Genomic DNA, 20,639 nt, shown 5'->3' with positions numbered 1-20,639 from the left:
TTGTCTTCACTTTTAAAAAAGTGAAAATAAAAGGTAATTATCGCTTACAGCGGTAGTTAAACAGAATTTGCTTGGCGACCATAGCGTTTTGGACCCACCTGATTCCATTCCGAACTCAGAAGTGAAACGAAACAGCGTCGATGGTAGTGTGGGGTTTCCCCATGTGAGAGTAGAACATCGCCAGGCTTTAATTCGCGCTTGCTTATTTAATAAGCAAGTCACCATAAAGCTTTTAAAAAACTTAAAGTTTTATGTTGACTTTCACGGTGCACAGCGTAATATACGCGTCCTGCCCAGGTGCTAAGGCACTGAAAGCAAAGCTCTTTAACAATATAAACCTATCAATCTGTGTGGGCACTCGTTGATGATAATCGAAGATGATTCTAAAGAATCAACTTAGGTATCAATGAACTGAGTGACCAATCAAGTCTTCGGACTTGGCACAGTCAATTCATTATCGTTCTGTTGGAACGATAATAGCTTTGAATTACTAAGGTAATTTAAAGTCAGTATTCATTGAGCCTCCCTAATTATTTAGGGAATCAAATCTTAAATTGAAGAGTTTGATCATGGCTCAGATTGAACGCTGGCGGCAGGCCTAACACATGCAAGTCGAGCGGCAGCGACTTAACTGAACCTTCGGGGAACGTTAAGGGCGGCGAGCGGCGGACGGGTGAGTAATGCCTGGGAAATTGCCCTGATGTGGGGGATAACCATTGGAAACGATGGCTAATACCGCATGATGCCTTCGGGCCAAAGAGGGGGACCTTCGGGCCTCTCGCGTCAGGATATGCCCAGGTGGGATTAGCTAGTTGGTGAGGTAAGGGCTCACCAAGGCAACGATCCCTAGCTGGTCTGAGAGGATGATCAGCCACACTGGAACTGAGACACGGTCCAGACTCCTACGGGAGGCAGCAGTGGGGAATATTGCACAATGGGCGCAAGCCTGATGCAGCCATGCCGCGTGTATGAAGAAGGCCTTCGGGTTGTAAAGTACTTTCAGCAGTGAGGAAGGCGGGTGTGTTAATAGCGCATTCGTTTGACGTTAGCTGCAGAAGAAGCACCGGCTAACTCCGTGCCAGCAGCCGCGGTAATACGGAGGGTGCGAGCGTTAATCGGAATTACTGGGCGTAAAGCGCATGCAGGTGGTTTGTTAAGTCAGATGTGAAAGCCCGGGGCTCAACCTCGGAATTGCATTTGAAACTGGCAGGCTAGAGTACTGTAGAGGGGGGTAGAATTTCAGGTGTAGCGGTGAAATGCGTAGAGATCTGAAGGAATACCGGTGGCGAAGGCGGCCCCCTGGACAGATACTGACACTCAGATGCGAAAGCGTGGGGAGCAAACAGGATTAGATACCCTGGTAGTCCACGCCGTCAACGATGTCTACTTGGAGGTTGTGGCCTTGAGCCGTGGCTTTCGGAGCTAACGCGTTAAGTAGACCGCCTGGGGAGTACGGTCGCAAGATTAAAACTCAAATGAATTGACGGGGGCCCGCACAAGCGGTGGAGCATGTGGTTTAATTCGATGCAACGCGAAGAACCTTACCTACTCTTGACATCCTCAGAAGAGACTGGAGACAGTCTTGTGCCTTCGGGAACTGAGAGACAGGTGCTGCATGGCTGTCGTCAGCTCGTGTTGTGAAATGTTGGGTTAAGTCCCGCAACGAGCGCAACCCTTATCCTTGTTTGCCAGCGAGTAAAGTCGGGAACTCCAGGGAGACTGCCGGTGATAAACCGGAGGAAGGTGGGGACGACGTCAAGTCATCATGGCCCTTACGAGTAGGGCTACACACGTGCTACAATGGCGCATACAGAGGGCGGCCAACTTGCGAAAGTGAGCGAATCCCAAAAAGTGCGTCGTAGTCCGGATTGGAGTCTGCAACTCGACTCCATGAAGTCGGAATCGCTAGTAATCGTGGATCAGAATGCCACGGTGAATACGTTCCCGGGCCTTGTACACACCGCCCGTCACACCATGGGAGTGGGCTGCAAAAGAAGCAGGTAGTTTAACCTTCGGGAGGACGCTTGCCACTTTGTGGTTCATGACTGGGGTGAAGTCGTAACAAGGTAGCGCTAGGGGAACCTGGCGCTGGATCACCTCCTTATACGAATGATTATAACGATGAGTGTCCACACAGATTGATATGGTTTAATTAAAGTGAAGAGATTTGTGCCTCTGCCTTTGAATGCGGAGCACTTTGCTGTGTCCCGTTCGTCTAGAGGCCTAGGACACCGCCCTTTCACGGCGGTAACAGGGGTTCGACTCCCCTACGGGATACCACTTTTAAGCATTCTTACGAGTGTGTTTAAAAATGGTTTCTTTCTTTACAGAAAGTCACTCTTGCTCTTTAACAATTTGGAAAGCTGACAAAATAATCTTTTGTTTATTCGTAAACGAAATATTATTTGTAAAGTTCTCAATGTATTCCGAAATGGAATACACCAACAACACATTCAAGTGTGCTTGGTAGAAACTTGTTTAACAAGTTTCAAAATTGAGTCCGGCAAAATCGAAAAGTCTCTCGCTCATTCAAATAATGAGAGACAACGAAACCTTGGTGACTTGGTTCATCAACTCGAAACTCCTTCGGGTTGTATGGTTAAGTGACTAAGCGTACACGGTGGATGCCTTGGCAGTCAGAGGCGATGAAGGACGTACTAACTTGCGATAAGCGTAGATGAGGCAGTAAGAGCCACTTGAGTCTACGATTTCCGAATGGGGGAAACCCACCTGCATAAGCAGGTATCATTAACTGAATACATAGGTTAATGAAGCGAACCGGGGGAACTGAAACATCTAAGTACCCCGAGGAAAAGAAATCAATTGAGATTCCGAAAGTAGCGGCGAGCGAAATTGGATTAGCCCTTAAGCTTTATATGCGTCAGGTGAAGGTTCTGGAAAGGACCGCGAAACAGGGTGATAGCCCCGTAGCCGACAGCGTATGTTCAGTGAAATCGAGTAGGGCGGGACACGTGTTATCCTGTCTGAACATGGGGGGACCATCCTCCAAGGCTAAATACTCCTGACTGACCGATAGTGAACCAGTACCGTGAGGGAAAGGCGAAAAGAACCCCTGTGAGGGGAGTGAAATAGAACCTGAAACCGTGTACGTACAAGCAGTAGGAGCACCTTCGTGGTGTGACTGCGTACCTTTTGTATAATGGGTCAGCGACTTATATTCAGTGGCAAGGTTAACCATTTAGGGGAGCCGTAGGGAAACCGAGTCTTAACTGGGCGCACAGTCTCTGGATATAGACCCGAAACCGAGTGATCTAGCCATGGGCAGGTTGAAGATTGAGTAACATCAATTGGAGGACCGAACCGACTAATGTTGAAAAATTAGCGGATGACTTGTGGCTAGGGGTGAAAGGCCAATCAAACTCGGAGATAGCTGGTTCTCCCCGAAAGCTATTTAGGTAGCGCCTCGGACGAATACTACTGGGGGTAGAGCACTGTTAAGGCTAGGGGGTCATCCCGACTTACCAACCCTTTGCAAACTCCGAATACCAGTAAGTACTATCCGGGAGACACACGGCGGGTGCTAACGTCCGTCGTGGAGAGGGAAACAACCCAGACCGCCAGCTAAGGTCCCAAATTACAGCTAAGTGGGAAACGATGTGGGAAGGCTCAGACAGCTAGGATGTTGGCTTAGAAGCAGCCATCATTTAAAGAAAGCGTAATAGCTCACTAGTCGAGTCGGCCTGCGCGGAAGATGTAACGGGGCTAAGCTGTAAACCGAAGCTGCGGCAATGCGATTTATCGCATTGGGTAGGGGAGCGTTCTGTAAGCCGTTGAAGGTGTGCTGTAAGGCATGCTGGAGGTATCAGAAGTGCGAATGCTGACATGAGTAACGATAAAGGGGGTGAAAAACCTCCTCGCCGGAAGACCAAGGGTTCCTGTCCAACGTTAATCGGGGCAGGGTAAGTCGACCCCTAAGGCGAGGCCGAAAGGCGTAGTCGATGGGAAACGGGTTAATATTCCCGTACTTCTTACAATTGCGATGGGGGGGACGGAGAAGGCTAGGTGGGCCTGGCGACGGTTGTCCAGGTTCAAGTGCGTAGGCTTGAGAGTTAGGTAAATCCGGCTCTCTATAAGGCTGAGACACGACGTCGAGTCACTACGGTGATGAAGTCATTGATGCCATGCTTCCAGGAAAAGCCTCTAAGCTTCAGATTGTAAGGAATCGTACCCCAAACCGACACAGGTGGTCGGGTAGAGAATACCAAGGCGCTTGAGAGAACTCGGGTGAAGGAACTAGGCAAAATGGTACCGTAACTTCGGGAGAAGGTACGCTCTTGATGGTGAAGTCCCTCGCGGATGGAGCTGATGAGAGTCGCAGATACCAGGTGGCTGCAACTGTTTATTAAAAACACAGCACTGTGCAAAATCGTAAGATGACGTATACGGTGTGACGCCTGCCCGGTGCCGGAAGGTTAATTGATGGGGTTAGACTTCGGTCGACGCTCTTGATCGAAGCCCCGGTAAACGGCGGCCGTAACTATAACGGTCCTAAGGTAGCGAAATTCCTTGTCGGGTAAGTTCCGACCTGCACGAATGGCGTAATGATGGCCACGCTGTCTCCACCCGAGACTCAGTGAAATTGAAATCGCTGTGAAGATGCAGTGTACCCGCGGCTAGACGGAAAGACCCCGTGAACCTTTACTACAGCTTGGCACTGAACATTGAACCTACATGTGTAGGATAGGTGGGAGGCTTTGAAGACGTGACGCCAGTTGCGTTGGAGCCGTCCTTGAAATACCACCCTTGTATGTTTGATGTTCTAACTCTGGACCGTTATCCGGTTCGAGGACAGTGCCTGGTGGGTAGTTTGACTGGGGCGGTCTCCTCCCAAAGAGTAACGGAGGAGCACGAAGGTGGGCTAATCACGGTTGGACATCGTGAGGTTAGTGCAATGGCATAAGCCCGCTTGACTGCGAGAATGACAATTCGAGCAGGTGCGAAAGCAGGTCATAGTGATCCGGTGGTTCTGAATGGAAGGGCCATCGCTCAACGGATAAAAGGTACTCCGGGGATAACAGGCTGATACCGCCCAAGAGTTCATATCGACGGCGGTGTTTGGCACCTCGATGTCGGCTCATCACATCCTGGGGCTGAAGTCGGTCCCAAGGGTATGGCTGTTCGCCATTTAAAGTGGTACGCGAGCTGGGTTTAGAACGTCGTGAGACAGTTCGGTCCCTATCTGCCGTGGGCGTTGGAAGATTGAAGGGGGCTGCTCCTAGTACGAGAGGACCGGAGTGGACGAACCTCTGGTGTTCGGGTTGTGTCGCCAGACGCATTGCCCGGTAGCTAAGTTCGGAATCGATAACCGCTGAAAGCATCTAAGCGGGAAGCGAGCCCTGAGATGAGTCTTCCCTGACACTTTAAGTGTCCTAAAGGGTTGTTCGAGACTAGAACGTTGATAGGCAGGGTGTGTAAGCGTTGTGAGGCGTTGAGCTAACCTGTACTAATTGCCCGTGAGGCTTAACCATACAACACCCAAGGGGTTTTGATGGACTCAATGACCAGTACATTGAATGTGTAATGAGAATGAAAACAGCTTTCCAATCTTTTGTCTTCACTTTTAAAAAAGTGAAAATAAAAGGTAATTATCGCTTACAGCGGTAGTTAAACAGAATTTTGCTTGGCGACCATAGCGTTTTGGACCCACCTGACTCCATTCCGAACTCAGAAGTGAAACGAAACAGCGTCGATGGTAGTGTGGGGCCTCCCCATGTGAGAGTAGAACATCGCCAGGCTCTTATTTGTACTTGTCTAGTAATTAGACAAGTCACCATAAAGCTTTTAAAAAACTTAAAGTTTTATGTTGACTTTCATGGTGCACAGCGTAATATACGCGTCCTGCCCAGGTGCTAAGGCACTGAAAGCCTTCTCTTTTTAGAGAAATGCTCTTTAACAATATAAACCTATCAATCTGTGTGGGCACTCGTTGATGATAATCGAAGATGATTCTAAAGAATCAACTTAGGTATCAATGAACTGAGTGACCAATTTGAATGAGCAATCATTCGAGCACAGTCAATTCATTACCATTCTGTTGGAATGGTAATAGCTTTGAATTACTAAGGTAATTTGAAGTCAGTATTCATTGAGCCTCCCCTAATTATTTAGGGAATCAAATCTTAAATTGAAGAGTTTGATCATGGCTCAGATTGAACGCTGGCGGCAGGCCTAACACATGCAAGTCGAGCGGCAGCGACTTAACTGAACCTTCGGGGAACGTTAAGGGCGGCGAGCGGCGGACGGGTGAGTAATGCCTGGGAAATTGCCCTGATGTGGGGGATAACCATTGGAAACGATGGCTAATACCGCATGATGCCTTCGGGCCAAAGAGGGGGACCTTCGGGCCTCTCGCGTCAGGATATGCCCAGGTGGGATTAGCTAGTTGGTGAGGTAAGGGCTCACCAAGGCAACGATCCCTAGCTGGTCTGAGAGGATGATCAGCCACACTGGAACTGAGACACGGTCCAGACTCCTACGGGAGGCAGCAGTGGGGAATATTGCACAATGGGCGCAAGCCTGATGCAGCCATGCCGCGTGTATGAAGAAGGCCTTCGGGTTGTAAAGTACTTTCAGCAGTGAGGAAGGCGGGTGCGTTAATAGCGCATTCGTTTGACGTTAGCTGCAGAAGAAGCACCGGCTAACTCCGTGCCAGCAGCCGCGGTAATACGGAGGGTGCGAGCGTTAATCGGAATTACTGGGCGTAAAGCGCATGCAGGTGGTTTGTTAAGTCAGATGTGAAAGCCCGGGGCTCAACCTCGGAATTGCATTTGAAACTGGCAGGCTAGAGTACTGTAGAGGGGGGTAGAATTTCAGGTGTAGCGGTGAAATGCGTAGAGATCTGAAGGAATACCGGTGGCGAAGGCGGCCCCCTGGACAGATACTGACACTCAGATGCGAAAGCGTGGGGAGCAAACAGGATTAGATACCCTGGTAGTCCACGCCGTCAACGATGTCTACTTGGAGGTTGTGGCCTTGAGCCGTGGCTTTCGGAGCTAACGCGTTAAGTAGACCGCCTGGGGAGTACGGTCGCAAGATTAAAACTCAAATGAATTGACGGGGGCCCGCACAAGCGGTGGAGCATGTGGTTTAATTCGATGCAACGCGAAGAACCTTACCTACTCTTGACATCCTCAGAAGAGACTGGAGACAGTCTTGTGCCTTCGGGAACTGAGAGACAGGTGCTGCATGGCTGTCGTCAGCTCGTGTTGTGAAATGTTGGGTTAAGTCCCGCAACGAGCGCAACCCTTATCCTTGTTTGCCAGCGAGTAAAGTCGGGAACTCCAGGGAGACTGCCGGTGATAAACCGGAGGAAGGTGGGGACGACGTCAAGTCATCATGGCCCTTACGAGTAGGGCTACACACGTGCTACAATGGCGCATACAGAGGGCGGCCAACTTGCGAAAGTGAGCGAATCCCAAAAAGTGCGTCGTAGTCCGGATTGGAGTCTGCAACTCGACTCCATGAAGTCGGAATCGCTAGTAATCGTGGATCAGAATGCCACGGTGAATACGTTCCCGGGCCTTGTACACACCGCCCGTCACACCATGGGAGTGGGCTGCAAAAGAAGCAGGTAGTTTAACCTTCGGGAGGACGCTTGCCACTTTGTGGTTCATGACTGGGGTGAAGTCGTAACAAGGTAGCGCTAGGGGAACCTGGCGCTGGATCACCTCCTTATACGAATGATTATTGCGATGAGTGTTCACACAGATTGATGGTTTATACGATTTAAGAGACGATACTGGGTCTGTAGCTCAGGTGGTTAGAGCGTTCGCCTGATAAGCGAGAGGTCGGTGGTTCGAGTCCACTCAGACCCACCAATCTTCCTCCCAGGAGATTGGCACACAGTATCAACACCTGATGGGGCTATAGCTCAGCTGGGAGAGCGCCTGCCTTGCACGCAGGAGGTCAGCAGTTCGATCCTGCTTAGCTCCACCATCTTTAAGCGCATTCCTTCATAAAGAAGAAATCAGTGCTCTTAAACATGGTTCATCTCATTAGAGATACGAATCTTGCTCTTTAACAATTTGGAAAGCTGACAAAATAATCTTTTGTTTATTCGTAAACGAAATGTTATTTGTAAAGTTCTCAATGTATTCCGAAATGGAATGCACCAACAACACATTCAAGTGTGCTTGGTAGAAACTTGTTTAACAAGTTTCAAAATTGAGTCCGGCAAAATCGAAAAGTCTCTCGCTCATTCAAATAATGAGAGACAACGAAACCTTGGTGACTTGGTTCATCAACTCGAAACTCCTTCGGGTTGTATGGTTAAGTGACTAAGCGTACACGGTGGATGCCTTGGCAGTCAGAGGCGATGAAGGACGTACTAACTTGCGATAAGCGTAGATGAGGCAGTAAGAGCCACTTGAGTCTACGATTTCCGAATGGGGGAAACCCACCTGCATAAGCAGGTATCATTAACTGAATACATAGGTTAATGAGGCGAACCGGGGGAACTGAAACATCTAAGTACCCCGAGGAAAAGAAATCAATTGAGATTCCGAAAGTAGCGGCGAGCGAAATTGGATTAGCCCTTAAGCTTTATATGCGTCAGGTGAAGGTTCTGGAAAGGACCGCGAAACAGGGTGATAGCCCCGTAGCCGACAGCGTATGTTCAGTGAAATCGAGTAGGGCGGGACACGTGTTATCCTGTCTGAACATGGGGGGACCATCCTCCAAGGCTAAATACTCCTGACTGACCGATAGTGAACCAGTACCGTGAGGGAAAGGCGAAAAGAACCCCTGTGAGGGGAGTGAAATAGAACCTGAAACCGTGTACGTACAAGCAGTAGGAGCACCTTCGTGGTGTGACTGCGTACCTTTTGTATAATGGGTCAGCGACTTATATTCAGTGGCAAGGTTAACCATTTAGGGGAGCCGTAGGGAAACCGAGTCTTAACTGGGCGCACAGTCTCTGGATATAGACCCGAAACCGAGTGATCTAGCCATGGGCAGGTTGAAGATTGAGTAACATCAATTGGAGGACCGAACCGACTAATGTTGAAAAATTAGCGGATGACTTGTGGCTAGGGGTGAAAGGCCAATCAAACTCGGAGATAGCTGGTTCTCCCCGAAAGCTATTTAGGTAGCGCCTCGGACGAATACTACTGGGGGTAGAGCACTGTTAAGGCTAGGGGGTCATTCCGACTTACCAACCCTTTGCAAACTCCGAATACCAGTAAGTACTATCCGGGAGACACACGGCGGGTGCTAACGTCCGTCGTGGAGAGGGAAACAACCCAGACCGCCAGCTAAGGTCCCAAATTACAGCTAAGTGGGAAACGATGTGGGAAGGCTCAGACAGCTAGGATGTTGGCTTAGAAGCAGCCATCATTTAAAGAAAGCGTAATAGCTCACTAGTCGAGTCGGCCTGCGCGGAAGATGTAACGGGGCTAAGCTGTAAACCGAAGCTGCGGCAATGCGATTTATCGCATTGGGTAGGGGAGCGTTCTGTAAGCCGTTGAAGGTGTGCTGTAAGGCATGCTGGAGGTATCAGAAGTGCGAATGCTGACATGAGTAACGATAAAGGGGGTGAAAAACCTCCTCGCCGGAAGACCAAGGGTTCCTGTCCAACGTTAATCGGGGCAGGGTAAGTCGACCCCTAAGGCGAGGCCGAAAGGCGTAGTCGATGGGAAACGGGTTAATATTCCCGTACTTCTTACAATTGCGATGGGGGGACGGAGAAGGCTAGGTGGGCCTGGCGACGGTTGTCCAGGTTCAAGTGCGTAGGCTTGAGAGTTAGGTAAATCCGGCTCTCTATAAGGCTGAGACACGACGTCGAGTCACTACGGTGATGAAGTCATTGATGCCATGCTTCCAGGAAAAGCCTCTAAGCTTCAGATTGTAAGGAATCGTACCCCAAACCGACACAGGTGGTCGGGTAGAGAATACCAAGGCGCTTGAGAGAACTCGGGTGAAGGAACTAGGCAAAATGGTACCGTAACTTCGGGAGAAGGTACGCTCTTGATGGTGAAGTCCCTCGCGGATGGAGCTGATGAGAGTCGCAGATACCAGGTGGCTGCAACTGTTTATTAAAAACACAGCACTGTGCAAAATCGTAAGATGACGTATACGGTGTGACGCCTGCCCGGTGCCGGAAGGTTAATTGATGGGGTTAGACTTCGGTCGACGCTCTTGATCGAAGCCCCGGTAAACGGCGGCCGTAACTATAACGGTCCTAAGGTAGCGAAATTCCTTGTCGGGTAAGTTCCGACCTGCACGAATGGCGTAATGATGGCCACGCTGTCTCCACCCGAGACTCAGTGAAATTGAAATCGCTGTGAAGATGCAGTGTACCCGCGGCTAGACGGAAAGACCCCGTGAACCTTTACTACAGCTTGGCACTGAACATTGAACCTACATGTGTAGGATAGGTGGGAGGCTTTGAAGACGTGACGCCAGTTGCGTTGGAGCCGTCCTTGAAATACCACCCTTGTATGTTTGATGTTCTAACTCTGGACCGTTATCCGGTTCGAGGACAGTGCCTGGTGGGTAGTTTGACTGGGGCGGTCTCCTCCCAAAGAGTAACGGAGGAGCACGAAGGTGGGCTAATCACGGTTGGACATCGTGAGGTTAGTGCAATGGCATAAGCCCGCTTGACTGCGAGAATGACAATTCGAGCAGGTGCGAAAGCAGGTCATAGTGATCCGGTGGTTCTGAATGGAAGGGCCATCGCTCAACGGATAAAAGGTACTCCGGGGATAACAGGCTGATACCGCCCAAGAGTTCATATCGACGGCGGTGTTTGGCACCTCGATGTCGGCTCATCACATCCTGGGGCTGAAGTCGGTCCCAAGGGTATGGCTGTTCGCCATTTAAAGTGGTACGCGAGCTGGGTTTAGAACGTCGTGAGACAGTTCGGTCCCTATCTGCCGTGGGCGTTGGAAGATTGAAGGGGGCTGCTCCTAGTACGAGAGGACCGGAGTGGACGAACCTCTGGTGTTCGGGTTGTGTCGCCAGACGCATTGCCCGGTAGCTAAGTTCGGAATCGATAACCGCTGAAAGCATCTAAGCGGGAAGCGAGCCCTGAGATGAGTCTTCCCTGACACTTTAAGTGTCCTAAAGGGTTGTTCGAGACTAGAACGTTGATAGGCAGGGTGTGTAAGCGTTGTGAGGCGTTGAGCTAACCTGTACTAATTGCCCGTGAGGCTTAACCATACAACACCCAAGGGGTTTTGATGGACTCAATGACCAGTACATTGAATGTGTAATGAGAACGAAAACAGCTTTCCAATCTTTTGTCTTCACTTTTAAAAAAGTGAAAATAAAAGGTAATTACTGCGTAATGCGGTAGTTAAACAGAATTTTGCTTGGCGACCATAGCGTTTTGGACCCACCTGACTCCATTCCGAACTCAGAAGTGAAACGAAACAGCGTCGATGGTAGTGTGGGGCCTCCCCATGTGAGAGTAGAACATCGCCAGGCTTTAACTTCTTGTTTTGAGTTTTTTTAAGCAAAAGCTCAAAGCAAAAAATGAAAAAGACTTTTATAGTCTGACCAATGCGGAGCGGTAGTTCAGTTGGTTAGAATACCGGCCTGTCACGCCGGGGGTCGCGGGTTCGAGTCCCGTCCGCTCCGCCACTTATTTACAGAAACCCAGTCTTATGACTGGGTTTTTTGTTTATGGTGATAGAGAAGTGTTTCGTCCTTTGGCCGAACGAGTCCCGGACGTACGCGTCTCCGATGGTGCGCCAGCCCGGCCGTCCGCCACTTATCCGAAACCCTAGACTAGGCGTCCCCGCAGTAATACTGGGGTTTTGTCGTTTTAAGCTGAGCCAAATTCATCGCGTTGCGATGACGAGTCCCGGACGTACGCGTCTCCGATGGTGCGCCAGCCCGGCCATCCGCCACTTATTCGAAACCCTAGACTAGGCGTCCCCGCAGCAATGCTGGCCGTCTGCCATTGTTGTTTAGAAGCCCAGACTTGTGCCTGGGCTTTTTTATTGGGTGCTATTTCAAACTCGGACTTCCAGCGCCTATAAGGAGAGATTTTTCACTCCAAGTGATTACGGCATATCTTTTATCTGATTCGTTACAACTTCAGAGCATAGGTTCCTAGGCTAATTGAACGACGGATAGAGCCCACAGAGCTGATACTGCACCAACCTAGATTAGGTGTCCGCTGACATTTAGGAGCTTCACCTTGGCCCCTTGGTATGAGAGAAGGTAGAAGCATCTTTTGTGTTGATGTCGGGTAGATAGCCGTGTCGCTATTTTTTTCCTGCGGCGTTACGATGCTAGAACCTAGAACCTAGAACCTAGAACCTAGAACCTAGAACCTAGAACCTAGAACCTGGCCCATAGAGCTTGAGAACACACACAAAAAAGCCCCGCCAATGATGGCGGGGCGTTCGCATAAGCTTGGGTATCAGCCGGAGATTCAGGACTGCTGATCGTTGACCAGGTTCTCTTGTGCAGCGTTTTGCTGCGCCATCGCTTTCTCTTCCTTCTTGGCTTTCTCAATCATAGGGGTAATGGTTGAGCCCTGAATTAAGATCGAGAACACCACGACCGCGTAGGTCATGACCAGAATCAGCTCTTTTACATCAATCAGTTTATCAGGAATGATCATCACGCCAGACGGGATGGACAGAGCCATTGCCAGCGCCAGGCCTCCACGCAGACCGCCCCAGGTAAGGATTTTAATCGACCACGGGTTGTAGCTGCGGTAGCGTTTGAAACCAATGTATGAAGTAAACACGCTCAGGTAGCGGGCAGCCAGTACCAGAGGGACCGCAAATGCCATCAGAATCCAGTCTTCTTGGTGGAATTCAAACAGCAGCATTGACATACCGATCAGCAGGAACAGTACGCCGTTAAGAAATTCATCGACCAGTTCCCAGAAGTGATCCAGATGTTCTTCACTCTCTTTAGAGAAACCGATAAAGCGGGTCCAGTTACCGATCATGATACCGGATACTACCATCGCCAGCGGGCCGGATACATGGATCACATCCGCGAACGCGTAACCTGCGGTTGGAACACCAATGGTCAGCAGCAGCTCCATGGAGTGGTCATCAGTGGCACTAATCAGATAATGGAACAGCAGGCCAAGCAGGAAACCGTAGACGATACCGCCAATTGCTTCCTGGATAAACAGGCCAGTTACGCTCATCACGGTAGGCGCTTCAGTGCCGAATGCAATGGTAAAGATGGTGACGAAGATAACCAGGCCGAAACCATCGTTGAACAGGGATTCACCTTCGATTTGAGTCGAGATACGCTTGGGCGCGTTGAGTTTTTTTTACAATAGCCAGAACGGCGATAGGGTCGGTCGGAGAAATGAGAGCGCCAAACAGTAAGCAATAAACCAAATCAAACTGGATACCGATAAGTTGGCAGAAGCCGTACAGAACGAAACCGATAAAAAAGGTGGAGAATAATGTCGCTCCGAGCGCTAAGACGGTGATTTCCCATTTTTGGTCTTTCAGATTAGGAAGTTTGATACCGAGGCCGCCGGCAAAGAGAAGAAAACCAAGGATGCCTTTGAGAAGAAAATTTTCGAAGTTGATACTAGTGACGGTTTCGGTGGCGATTTGTGTCAGATGGAACCAATTATTCTGACCAGCAATTAAGATAAGTAACGAGAGGAGCATAGAACCCGCTGTTATGGCAATGGTGGTTTGCATCTTCCCTATTTTACTGTTTAAAAAGGCGATCATCATCGCCGCGGCAGATAGAAAGCACAGAGTGTAATAGACCGACATTTTTTTCTCATTGTGTAACAAAATATGAGCGAAATTGTCGTTGGATGTTGAGCAAATAGCAAACGTTTTTTTAGTGCTGCATGATTCATTGATAATAGGAATAATAAGTGTCAATTTGGTATTTTAGACGTCTAGATTTCTAATCAATGTGTGATAGGATGTTAAAAGGCATAAGGAATGAGGCTGTACTGTGGGAAGTAATGTGAGACACCAAATCGAAACGCAACTGAATAGGCGTATCTTACTCATTGACGGTGGTATGGGTACGATGATTCAGGGCTATAAACTGGAAGAGCAAGATTATCGCGGTGAGCGCTTTGCTGACTGGCATTGCGATCTCAAAGGTAACAATGACTTACTTGTACTGAGTCAGCCTCAACTGATTAAAGAAATTCACTCTGCTTATCTGGAAGCCGGCGCGGATATTCTGGAAACCAACACATTTAACGCCACTACAATTGCGATGGCCGATTACGACATGCAATCGCTGAGCGCAGAGATTAACTTCGCGGCGGCAAAGTTAGCCCGTGCAGCTGCCGATGAATGGACGGCAAAGACACCGGATAAGCCACGTTTTGTCGCTGGCGTGCTTGGTCCAACCAACCGGACCTGTTCGATTTCACCGGATGTGAATGATCCCGGCTATCGTAACGTTACGTTTGATCAACTGGTGACGGCTTATTCAGAGTCGACCCGTGCGCTGATTAACGGTGGCAGTGACCTGATTCTTATCGAAACCATATTTGACACTCTGAATGCCAAAGCGTGTGCTTTCGCGGTTGAGTCGGTATTTGAAGAAATGGGGATTGAGCTGCCGGTGATGATTTCCGGCACCATTACCGACGCTTCCGGCCGGACACTGTCTGGCCAGACAACAGAAGCGTTCTATAATGCGCTGCGTCACGTGCGTCCTATCTCATTTGGTCTTAACTGTGCGTTGGGTCCGGATGAGTTGCGTCAGTATGTCGAAGAGCTGTCGCGTATTTCTGAGTGCTATGTCTCTGCTCACCCGAACGCTGGTCTGCCAAACGCATTTGGTGAATACGATCTGTCACCGGAAGATATGGCTGAGCACATTTCTGAATGGGCCCAAACCGGTTTCCTTAACCTGGTCGGCGGCTGTTGTGGTACCACACCAGAACATATTGCGGCGATGGCGCAAGCTGTTGAGGGCGTAACGCCCCGCGCGCTGCCAGAGCTGAATGTAGAATGTCGCCTGTCAGGCCTTGAGCCGCTCAACATCGCTAAAGAGACACTGTTTGTGAACGTCGGTGAGCGGACCAACGTTACCGGTTCTGCCCGCTTTAAACGTCTGATCAAAGAAGAGCTGTACGATGAGGCGCTGGATGTCGCGCGCGAGCAGGTGGAAAACGGTGCCCAAATCATCGATATCAACATGGATGAAGGTATGCTGGATGCGGAAGCGTGTATGGTGCGCTTCCTTAACCTGTGTGCCTCCGAGCCGGAGATTTCCAAGGTTCCGGTCATGGTCGACTCCTCCAAATGGGAAGTGATTGAAGCCGGCCTGAAATGTATCCAGGGCAAAGGCATCGTGAACTCGATTTCCCTTAAAGAGGGTAAAGAGAAATTCGTTCAGCAGGCTAAGCTGGTTCGTCGCTATGGCGCGGCAGTGATCGTTATGGCTTTTGACGAAGTCGGTCAGGCGGACACCCGTGAGCGCAAGCTGGAAATCTGTACCCGTGCTTACCATATCCTGGTCGATGAAGTCGGTTTCCCGCCGGAAGATGTCATTTTTGACCCGAACATCTTTGCGGTCGCGACCGGTATCGATGAACACAATAACTACGCCCTGGACTTTATCAATGCCGTGGCGGACATCAAACGCGATCTGCCGCACGCGATGATCTCCGGTGGTGTCTCTAACGTGTCGTTCTCGTTCCGTGGTAACAACTATGTGCGTGAAGCGATCCACGCTGTGTTCCTGTATCACTGTTTCAAAAACGGCATGGACATGGGCATTGTCAATGCCGGGCAGCTTGAGATTTACGATAACGTGCCGGACAAGCTGCGCGAAGCGGTGGAAGACGTGGTGCTCAACCGTCGGGATGATGGTACCGAGCGTCTGCTGGAAATCGCCGAACAGTACCGCGAAAATGCGGTCGGCAAGCAGGAAGATGCGTCTGCACAAGAGTGGCGTACCTGGCCGGTCGCCAAGCGTCTTGAGCACGCGTTGGTGAAAGGTATTACTGAATTTATCGTTGAAGATACTGAAGAAGCCCGTGTGAATGCCAGCAAACCACTGGAAGTGATTGAAGGTCCGCTGATGGACGGCATGAACGTGGTCGGCGATCTGTTTGGTGAAGGTAAGATGTTCCTGCCGCAGGTGGTGAAATCGGCGCGGGTAATGAAACAGGCGGTGGCGCACCTTGAGCCGTTCATCAATGCGGAAAAACAATCCGGTTCTTCCAACGGTAAGATTCTGCTCGCGACGGTGAAAGGCGATGTGCATGACATCGGTAAGAATATCGTTGGCGTGGTGCTGCAGTGTAATAACTACGAAATTATCGACCTGGGCGTGATGGTACCGTGTGAGACCATTCTCAAAGTCGCCAAAGAAGAGCAGGTGGATATTATCGGCCTGTCCGGTCTGATCACTCCGTCACTGGATGAGATGGTGCACGTCGCCAAAGAGATGGAGCGCCAGGGCTTTGATCTGCCGTTGCTGATCGGCGGTGCGACCACCTCGAAAGCACACACTGCGGTGAAGATTGAGCAGAACTATCATCAGCCGGTGGTGTACGTGAACAACGCTTCTCGCGCGGTAGGTGTGTGTTCGGCGCTGCTGTCGGAAACGCAGAAGCCGGCCTTTATCGAAAAGCTGAATCTGGATTACGAGCGTACTCGTGATCAGCACGCGCGTAAGACGCCGAAAAGCCGTCCGGTCACGCTGCAAGAAGCACGCGCCAATAAAGCGCCGATCGACTGGGACAGCTACACGCCGCCGGTCCCGGCTAAACCGGGTGTGCATGTATTTGACGATTTTGATATTGCTACGCTGCGTCAGTACATCGACTGGACTCCGTTCTTTATGACCTGGTCTCTGATGGGCAAATACCCGGCGATTCTCGAGCATGAAGAGGTGGGGGAAGAAGCGCAGCGTCTGTTTAAAGATGCCAACGATCTGCTCGATCGGGTTGAACGCGAAGACCTGCTTAAAGCGAGCGGCATGTGTGCCTTGTTCCCGGCCGCCAGTATTGGTGATGATATTGAAGTCTACACCGATGAGTCGCGCAGCGAGGTGGCGCATGTGCTGTATAACCTGCGTCAGCAAACCCTGAAGCCGAAAGGCGCTAACTACTGTCTGGCTGATTACATTGCGCCGAAAGAGAGTGGTAAGCAGGACTGGATTGGTGCGTTTGCGGTGACCGGTGGTATCGGTGAGCGTGAGCTGGCGGATCTGTACAAGGCGCAGGGCGACGATTACAACGCGATCATGATTCAGGCGGTGGCGGATCGTCTGGCGGAAGCATTTGCTGAATGCCTGCATGAAAAAGTGCGTAAGGAAATCTGGGGTTATGCAGCCGATGAAAACCTGTCTAACGACGAGCTGATTCGTGAGAAATACCAGGGTATTCGTCCGGCACCGGGTTATCCGGCCTGTCCGGAGCACACCGAGAAAGGCACGCTATGGGAAATGCTCAACGTCGAGCAGACCATTGGTATGTCGCTGACTACCAGTTATGCGATGTGGCCGGGCGCTTCAGTGTCGGGCTGGTACTTCTCGCATCCGGACTCGCGTTACTTTGCTATTGCACAGATTCAGGATGATCAGGTCCAGAGTTACGCCGAGCGTAAGGGCTGGGACAACCTGGAAGCGGAAAAATGGCTCGGTCCGAATATTAACGGCTGATAAACGCCAGCCAACAAAAAGGTCACCCGAGGGTGACCTTTTTAATGCCTGAAACTCACTACTTGGCACTGGCAGAGCATTAACCTTCAAACAGCTCCTGGTGCAGAGTCTGGATGACGTTCTTCGCGACCGGTGCGTCAACCAGGAAGCACAGGTTGTGATCGCTCGCGCCGTAACAGATCATGCGCAGGTTGAAGTCACCCAGGGTGCTGAACACTTGCTTAGCGTAACCTTTGGTTTCCATCTGGTTACCGATCAGAGCAACCAGACACAGGTTGTGTTCGACTTCTACCGTACAAAGTTGTTCTAGCTCTTCACGTGCGGCCTGATGCAGTTCCGGTGCGCCGCCTGACGTATCGGTTTTATCCAGAGTCAGGGAAACACTGATTTCTGAAGTCGTGATCAAATCAACCGAGATCTTATATTTCGCCAGCACTTCAAACACTTTGGCCAGGAAACCGTAGGCATGGAACATCTTGTCGCTGCGCAGGGTCACCATGGTTTGGTTGCAACGCAGTGCCAGAGCACGGAATTGTGGTGATTCTTCCACTTGCTGACGAATCCAGGTCCCGCCTTTTTCCGGTTCTTTCGATGAACCGACGAACACAGGAATACCGTGACGAATCGCCGGTACCAGCGTTGAAGGATGAAGAATTTTGGCACCGAAGTTGGCCATTTCTGACGCTTCGCTGAAAGTGATTTCCGGAATCGGTGATGCTTTTGGTGCGATACGCGGGTCAGTGGTGTAAATGCCCGGTACGTCGGTCCAGATCTCAAGGCCTGAAGCCTGAACCGCTTCGGCGATCAGCGCCGCTGAGTAGTCACTGCCGCCACGGCCGAGAGTGGTGGTATTGCCTTGCTCATCGGAACCGATAAAACCTTGTGTGACGACAACCTGATTCTCACACAGAGGAATCAGTTTCTCTTGCGCCAGACGTTTCACTTCTTCGACTTGTGCTTCAGCTTTACCATAGTTGTCATCGGTACGCAGCACTTCACGGATGTCAAAACGCACCGCGTCAACCCCGCGTTCACGCATCAGTTGAGCCAGGATATGAGTCGACATCAGTTCACCGCATGCGACCAGATGGTCGGTCAGCTTTTTACTCGACTGGAACGATGCCGCTTCTGCTGCGCTCGCGACGCTGTCGAGAATAGCGTGTACTTCTTTCTCAACCTTAACCGGCTCCGCCAGTTGGTCGATAATGGCGTTGTGAATGTCTGCCAGTTCTTTGACTACAGCCAAGCGACGCTCTGCGTCCTGGACACCGTTCGCCAGTTCAACCAGCAGGTTTGTCACGCCCGAGCATGCACTGCTCACCACAAGTTTGGTTTGTGGATTGTTCTCGATAATGGCAGAGCAACGGCTCATGGCTTCAAAATTTGCAACGCTTGTTCCGCCAAACTTGGCGACATTGAATGCTCTCACGGCATTTCTCCCAGAATTCCAGAAATAAAAATGGTTGGTATTCCAACATCCGATGTTTGAAGAGAGTGTTCTTTAGAGCAAAAAAGAGGTGAGACTATGAAAAGATGACCTCAGAAGCTCTTCATCAGCTCGGGGCCAATGACAGTTGAAGGGATTCAGCCCAGTCAACCGACAAATCAAAACCACAATTAAGATTTGTCTCGGCACTACTCCCCCTGAATATTTTGTTTTGGAGTTGAGGCTCCACAAAATATCTGCCTGGGCAGTGCTCCTCTTCTGCTAAATAGCTCACACATTGAACGGGTTTATGCCGTTAATGTCAATTGTAAATTCTGCTTGCGGACAAAATAATTATTCACTGCGCATGTGACAGGTTCGACCTCTCGACTTATGGCCAATTGTGATAGGGCATAATTTGCATTAGTCTTGATATTTCATCCCCCCAACGCATGGAGCCAACATGACTATTCGCAGTTTTATTCCACCACACCGCATTCTGATGGGCCCGGGGCCTTCTGATATTTCACCTCAGGTGCTGCAGGCGTTGAGTCGTCCGACCGTCGGTCACCTTGATCCGCTGTTTATCACCATGATGGACGAACTCAAACAACTGCTTAAATATGCGTTTCAGACCGAGAACGAATTTACCATTGCTGTCTCGGCGCCGGGCAGTGCCGGTATGGAAGCCTGTTTCGTCAATCTGGTCGAGCCGGGTGACAAAGTGATTGTGTGCCGTAACGGCGTGTTTGGTGAGCGCATGCGTGAAAACGTGCTGCGCTGCGGTGGTGAAGTGGTACTGGTGGATGATGAATGGGGGACGCCAGTCTCGGTAGATAAAGTGGCCGCCGCTATCGAACAGAATCCGGATGCGAAAATTTTGGCCTTTGTGCATGCTGAAACCTCGACCGGTGCCTGCAGCGACGCCAAAGCGCTCGGCCAGCTTGCCAAGCGACACAGTATGCTGACGATTGTTGATGCCGTCACCTCGCTCGGTGGTGTACCTCTGCTGGTGGATGAATGGCAGCTGGATGCGGTCTATTCCGGCAGTCAGAAATGTCTGTCGTGCGTACCCGGTCTCTCGCCGCTGACGTTTTCTGCGCTGGCGATTGAAAAAATTCAGACCCGCACGGCACCGGTTCAGAGCTGGTTCTTGGATCAAAGCCTGGTGCTGGGTTACTGGAGCGGGCAGGGTAAGCGCAGCTACCACCATACGGCTCCGGTCAACAGCCTGTATGCACTGCATGAAGCACTGCTGGTCCTGAAAAATGAAGGGCTGGAGAATGCCTGGGCGCGACACAGTAAGATGCACCAGAAATTAAAAGCAGGTTTAGAGACGCTTGGGCTGAGCTTTGTGGTGGATGAAGCAAGCCGCCTGCCGCAACTGAATGCGGTTTATATTCCTGAAGGCGTTGATGATGCAGCGGTGCGCCGTTATCTGCTGCAAGAGTACAACCTGGAAATCGGTGCTGGCCTGGGCGCGCTGGCGGGTAAAGCGTGGCGAATCGGCTTGATGGGTTATGGCGCCCGTTCTGAAAATATTGCCTTGTGTCTGAAAGCACTACAAGAAGCGCTGCAGCGTTGATTGTCGCGACATGAGATCCAGATAGAGTAA

3 protein-coding genes, 4 tRNA genes, 7 rRNA genes, 1 pseudogene and 1 riboswitch are annotated in these 20,639 nt (G+C 50.5%); of the genes and pseudogenes, 13 read left to right on the top strand and 2 right to left on the bottom strand.

Features of this window, described 5'->3' with window-relative positions; translation table 11 throughout:
- Window positions 1-70: 70 nt before the first annotated feature.
- The 11 genes from rrf (KNV97_RS17130) (at window position 71) to KNV97_RS17080 (ending at window position 11,601) form a co-directional block, all read left to right on the top strand.
- Window positions 71-186, top strand: a 5S ribosomal RNA gene (rrf, locus tag KNV97_RS17130).
- 365 nt (window positions 187-551) lie between these two features.
- Window positions 552-2,104: ribosomal RNA gene (locus tag KNV97_RS17125) — 16S ribosomal RNA — on the top strand.
- 100 nt (window positions 2,105-2,204) lie between these two features.
- Window positions 2,205-2,280: transfer RNA gene (locus KNV97_RS17120), tRNA-Glu, on the top strand.
- 317 nt (window positions 2,281-2,597) lie between these two features.
- Window positions 2,598-5,489 (top strand): 23S ribosomal RNA (locus KNV97_RS17115).
- 151 nt (window positions 5,490-5,640) lie between these two features.
- Window positions 5,641-5,756 (top strand): 5S ribosomal RNA (gene rrf / locus KNV97_RS17110).
- Window positions 5,757-6,142: 386 nt separating this feature from the next.
- Window positions 6,143-7,695 (top strand): 16S ribosomal RNA (locus tag KNV97_RS17105).
- A 66-nt stretch (window positions 7,696-7,761) separates the two neighbouring features.
- Window positions 7,762-7,838: transfer RNA gene (locus tag KNV97_RS17100), tRNA-Ile, on the top strand.
- A gap of 42 nt (window positions 7,839-7,880) precedes the next feature.
- Window positions 7,881-7,956: transfer RNA gene (locus KNV97_RS17095), tRNA-Ala, on the top strand.
- 331 nt (window positions 7,957-8,287) lie between these two features.
- Window positions 8,288-11,178 (top strand): 23S ribosomal RNA (locus KNV97_RS17090).
- 151 nt (window positions 11,179-11,329) lie between these two features.
- A 5S ribosomal RNA gene (gene rrf / locus KNV97_RS17085) occupies window positions 11,330-11,445 on the top strand.
- The 16S, 23S and 5S rRNA genes sit together here with 4 tRNA genes alongside, the layout of an rRNA operon.
- Before the next feature lie 79 nt (window positions 11,446-11,524).
- Window positions 11,525-11,601: transfer RNA gene (locus tag KNV97_RS17080), tRNA-Asp, on the top strand.
- A gap of 799 nt (window positions 11,602-12,400) precedes the next feature.
- Here KNV97_RS17080 and KNV97_RS17075 read toward each other — a convergent pair.
- Window positions 12,401-13,727: pseudogene (locus tag KNV97_RS17075) on the bottom strand (cation:proton antiporter).
- A gap of 190 nt (window positions 13,728-13,917) precedes the next feature.
- Between KNV97_RS17075 and metH the strand changes: the two are divergent.
- Window positions 13,918-17,598 (top strand): methionine synthase, encoded by a 3,681-nt coding sequence (gene metH, locus KNV97_RS17070; protein ID WP_218562424.1) that lies wholly within the window; start codon window positions 13,918-13,920, stop codon window positions 17,596-17,598.
- A 79-nt stretch (window positions 17,599-17,677) separates the two neighbouring features.
- On the opposite strand, the gene lysC is transcribed toward metH, so the two are convergent.
- Entirely contained in the window at window positions 17,678-19,027 is a 1,350-nt protein-coding gene (lysC, locus tag KNV97_RS17065) for a lysine-sensitive aspartokinase 3 (protein WP_136487626.1), read from the bottom strand.
- A 106-nt stretch (window positions 19,028-19,133) separates the two neighbouring features.
- A riboswitch (Lysine riboswitch) is annotated at window positions 19,134-19,311 on the bottom strand.
- 176 nt (window positions 19,312-19,487) lie between these two features.
- Here lysC and KNV97_RS17060 point away from each other — a divergent pair.
- Entirely contained in the window at window positions 19,488-20,609 is a 1,122-nt protein-coding gene (locus KNV97_RS17060) for a pyridoxal-phosphate-dependent aminotransferase family protein (protein ID WP_136487625.1), read from the top strand.
- Window positions 20,610-20,639 lie beyond the last annotated feature (30 nt).

It is taken from the genome of Vibrio ostreae, from assembly GCF_019226825.1.
In the GTDB taxonomy this organism is placed as follows: domain Bacteria; phylum Pseudomonadota; class Gammaproteobacteria; order Enterobacterales; family Vibrionaceae; genus Vibrio; species Vibrio ostreae.
Note: the sequence above shows the minus strand (reverse complement) of the source record. Positions and strands in the feature narration are given on the sequence as shown.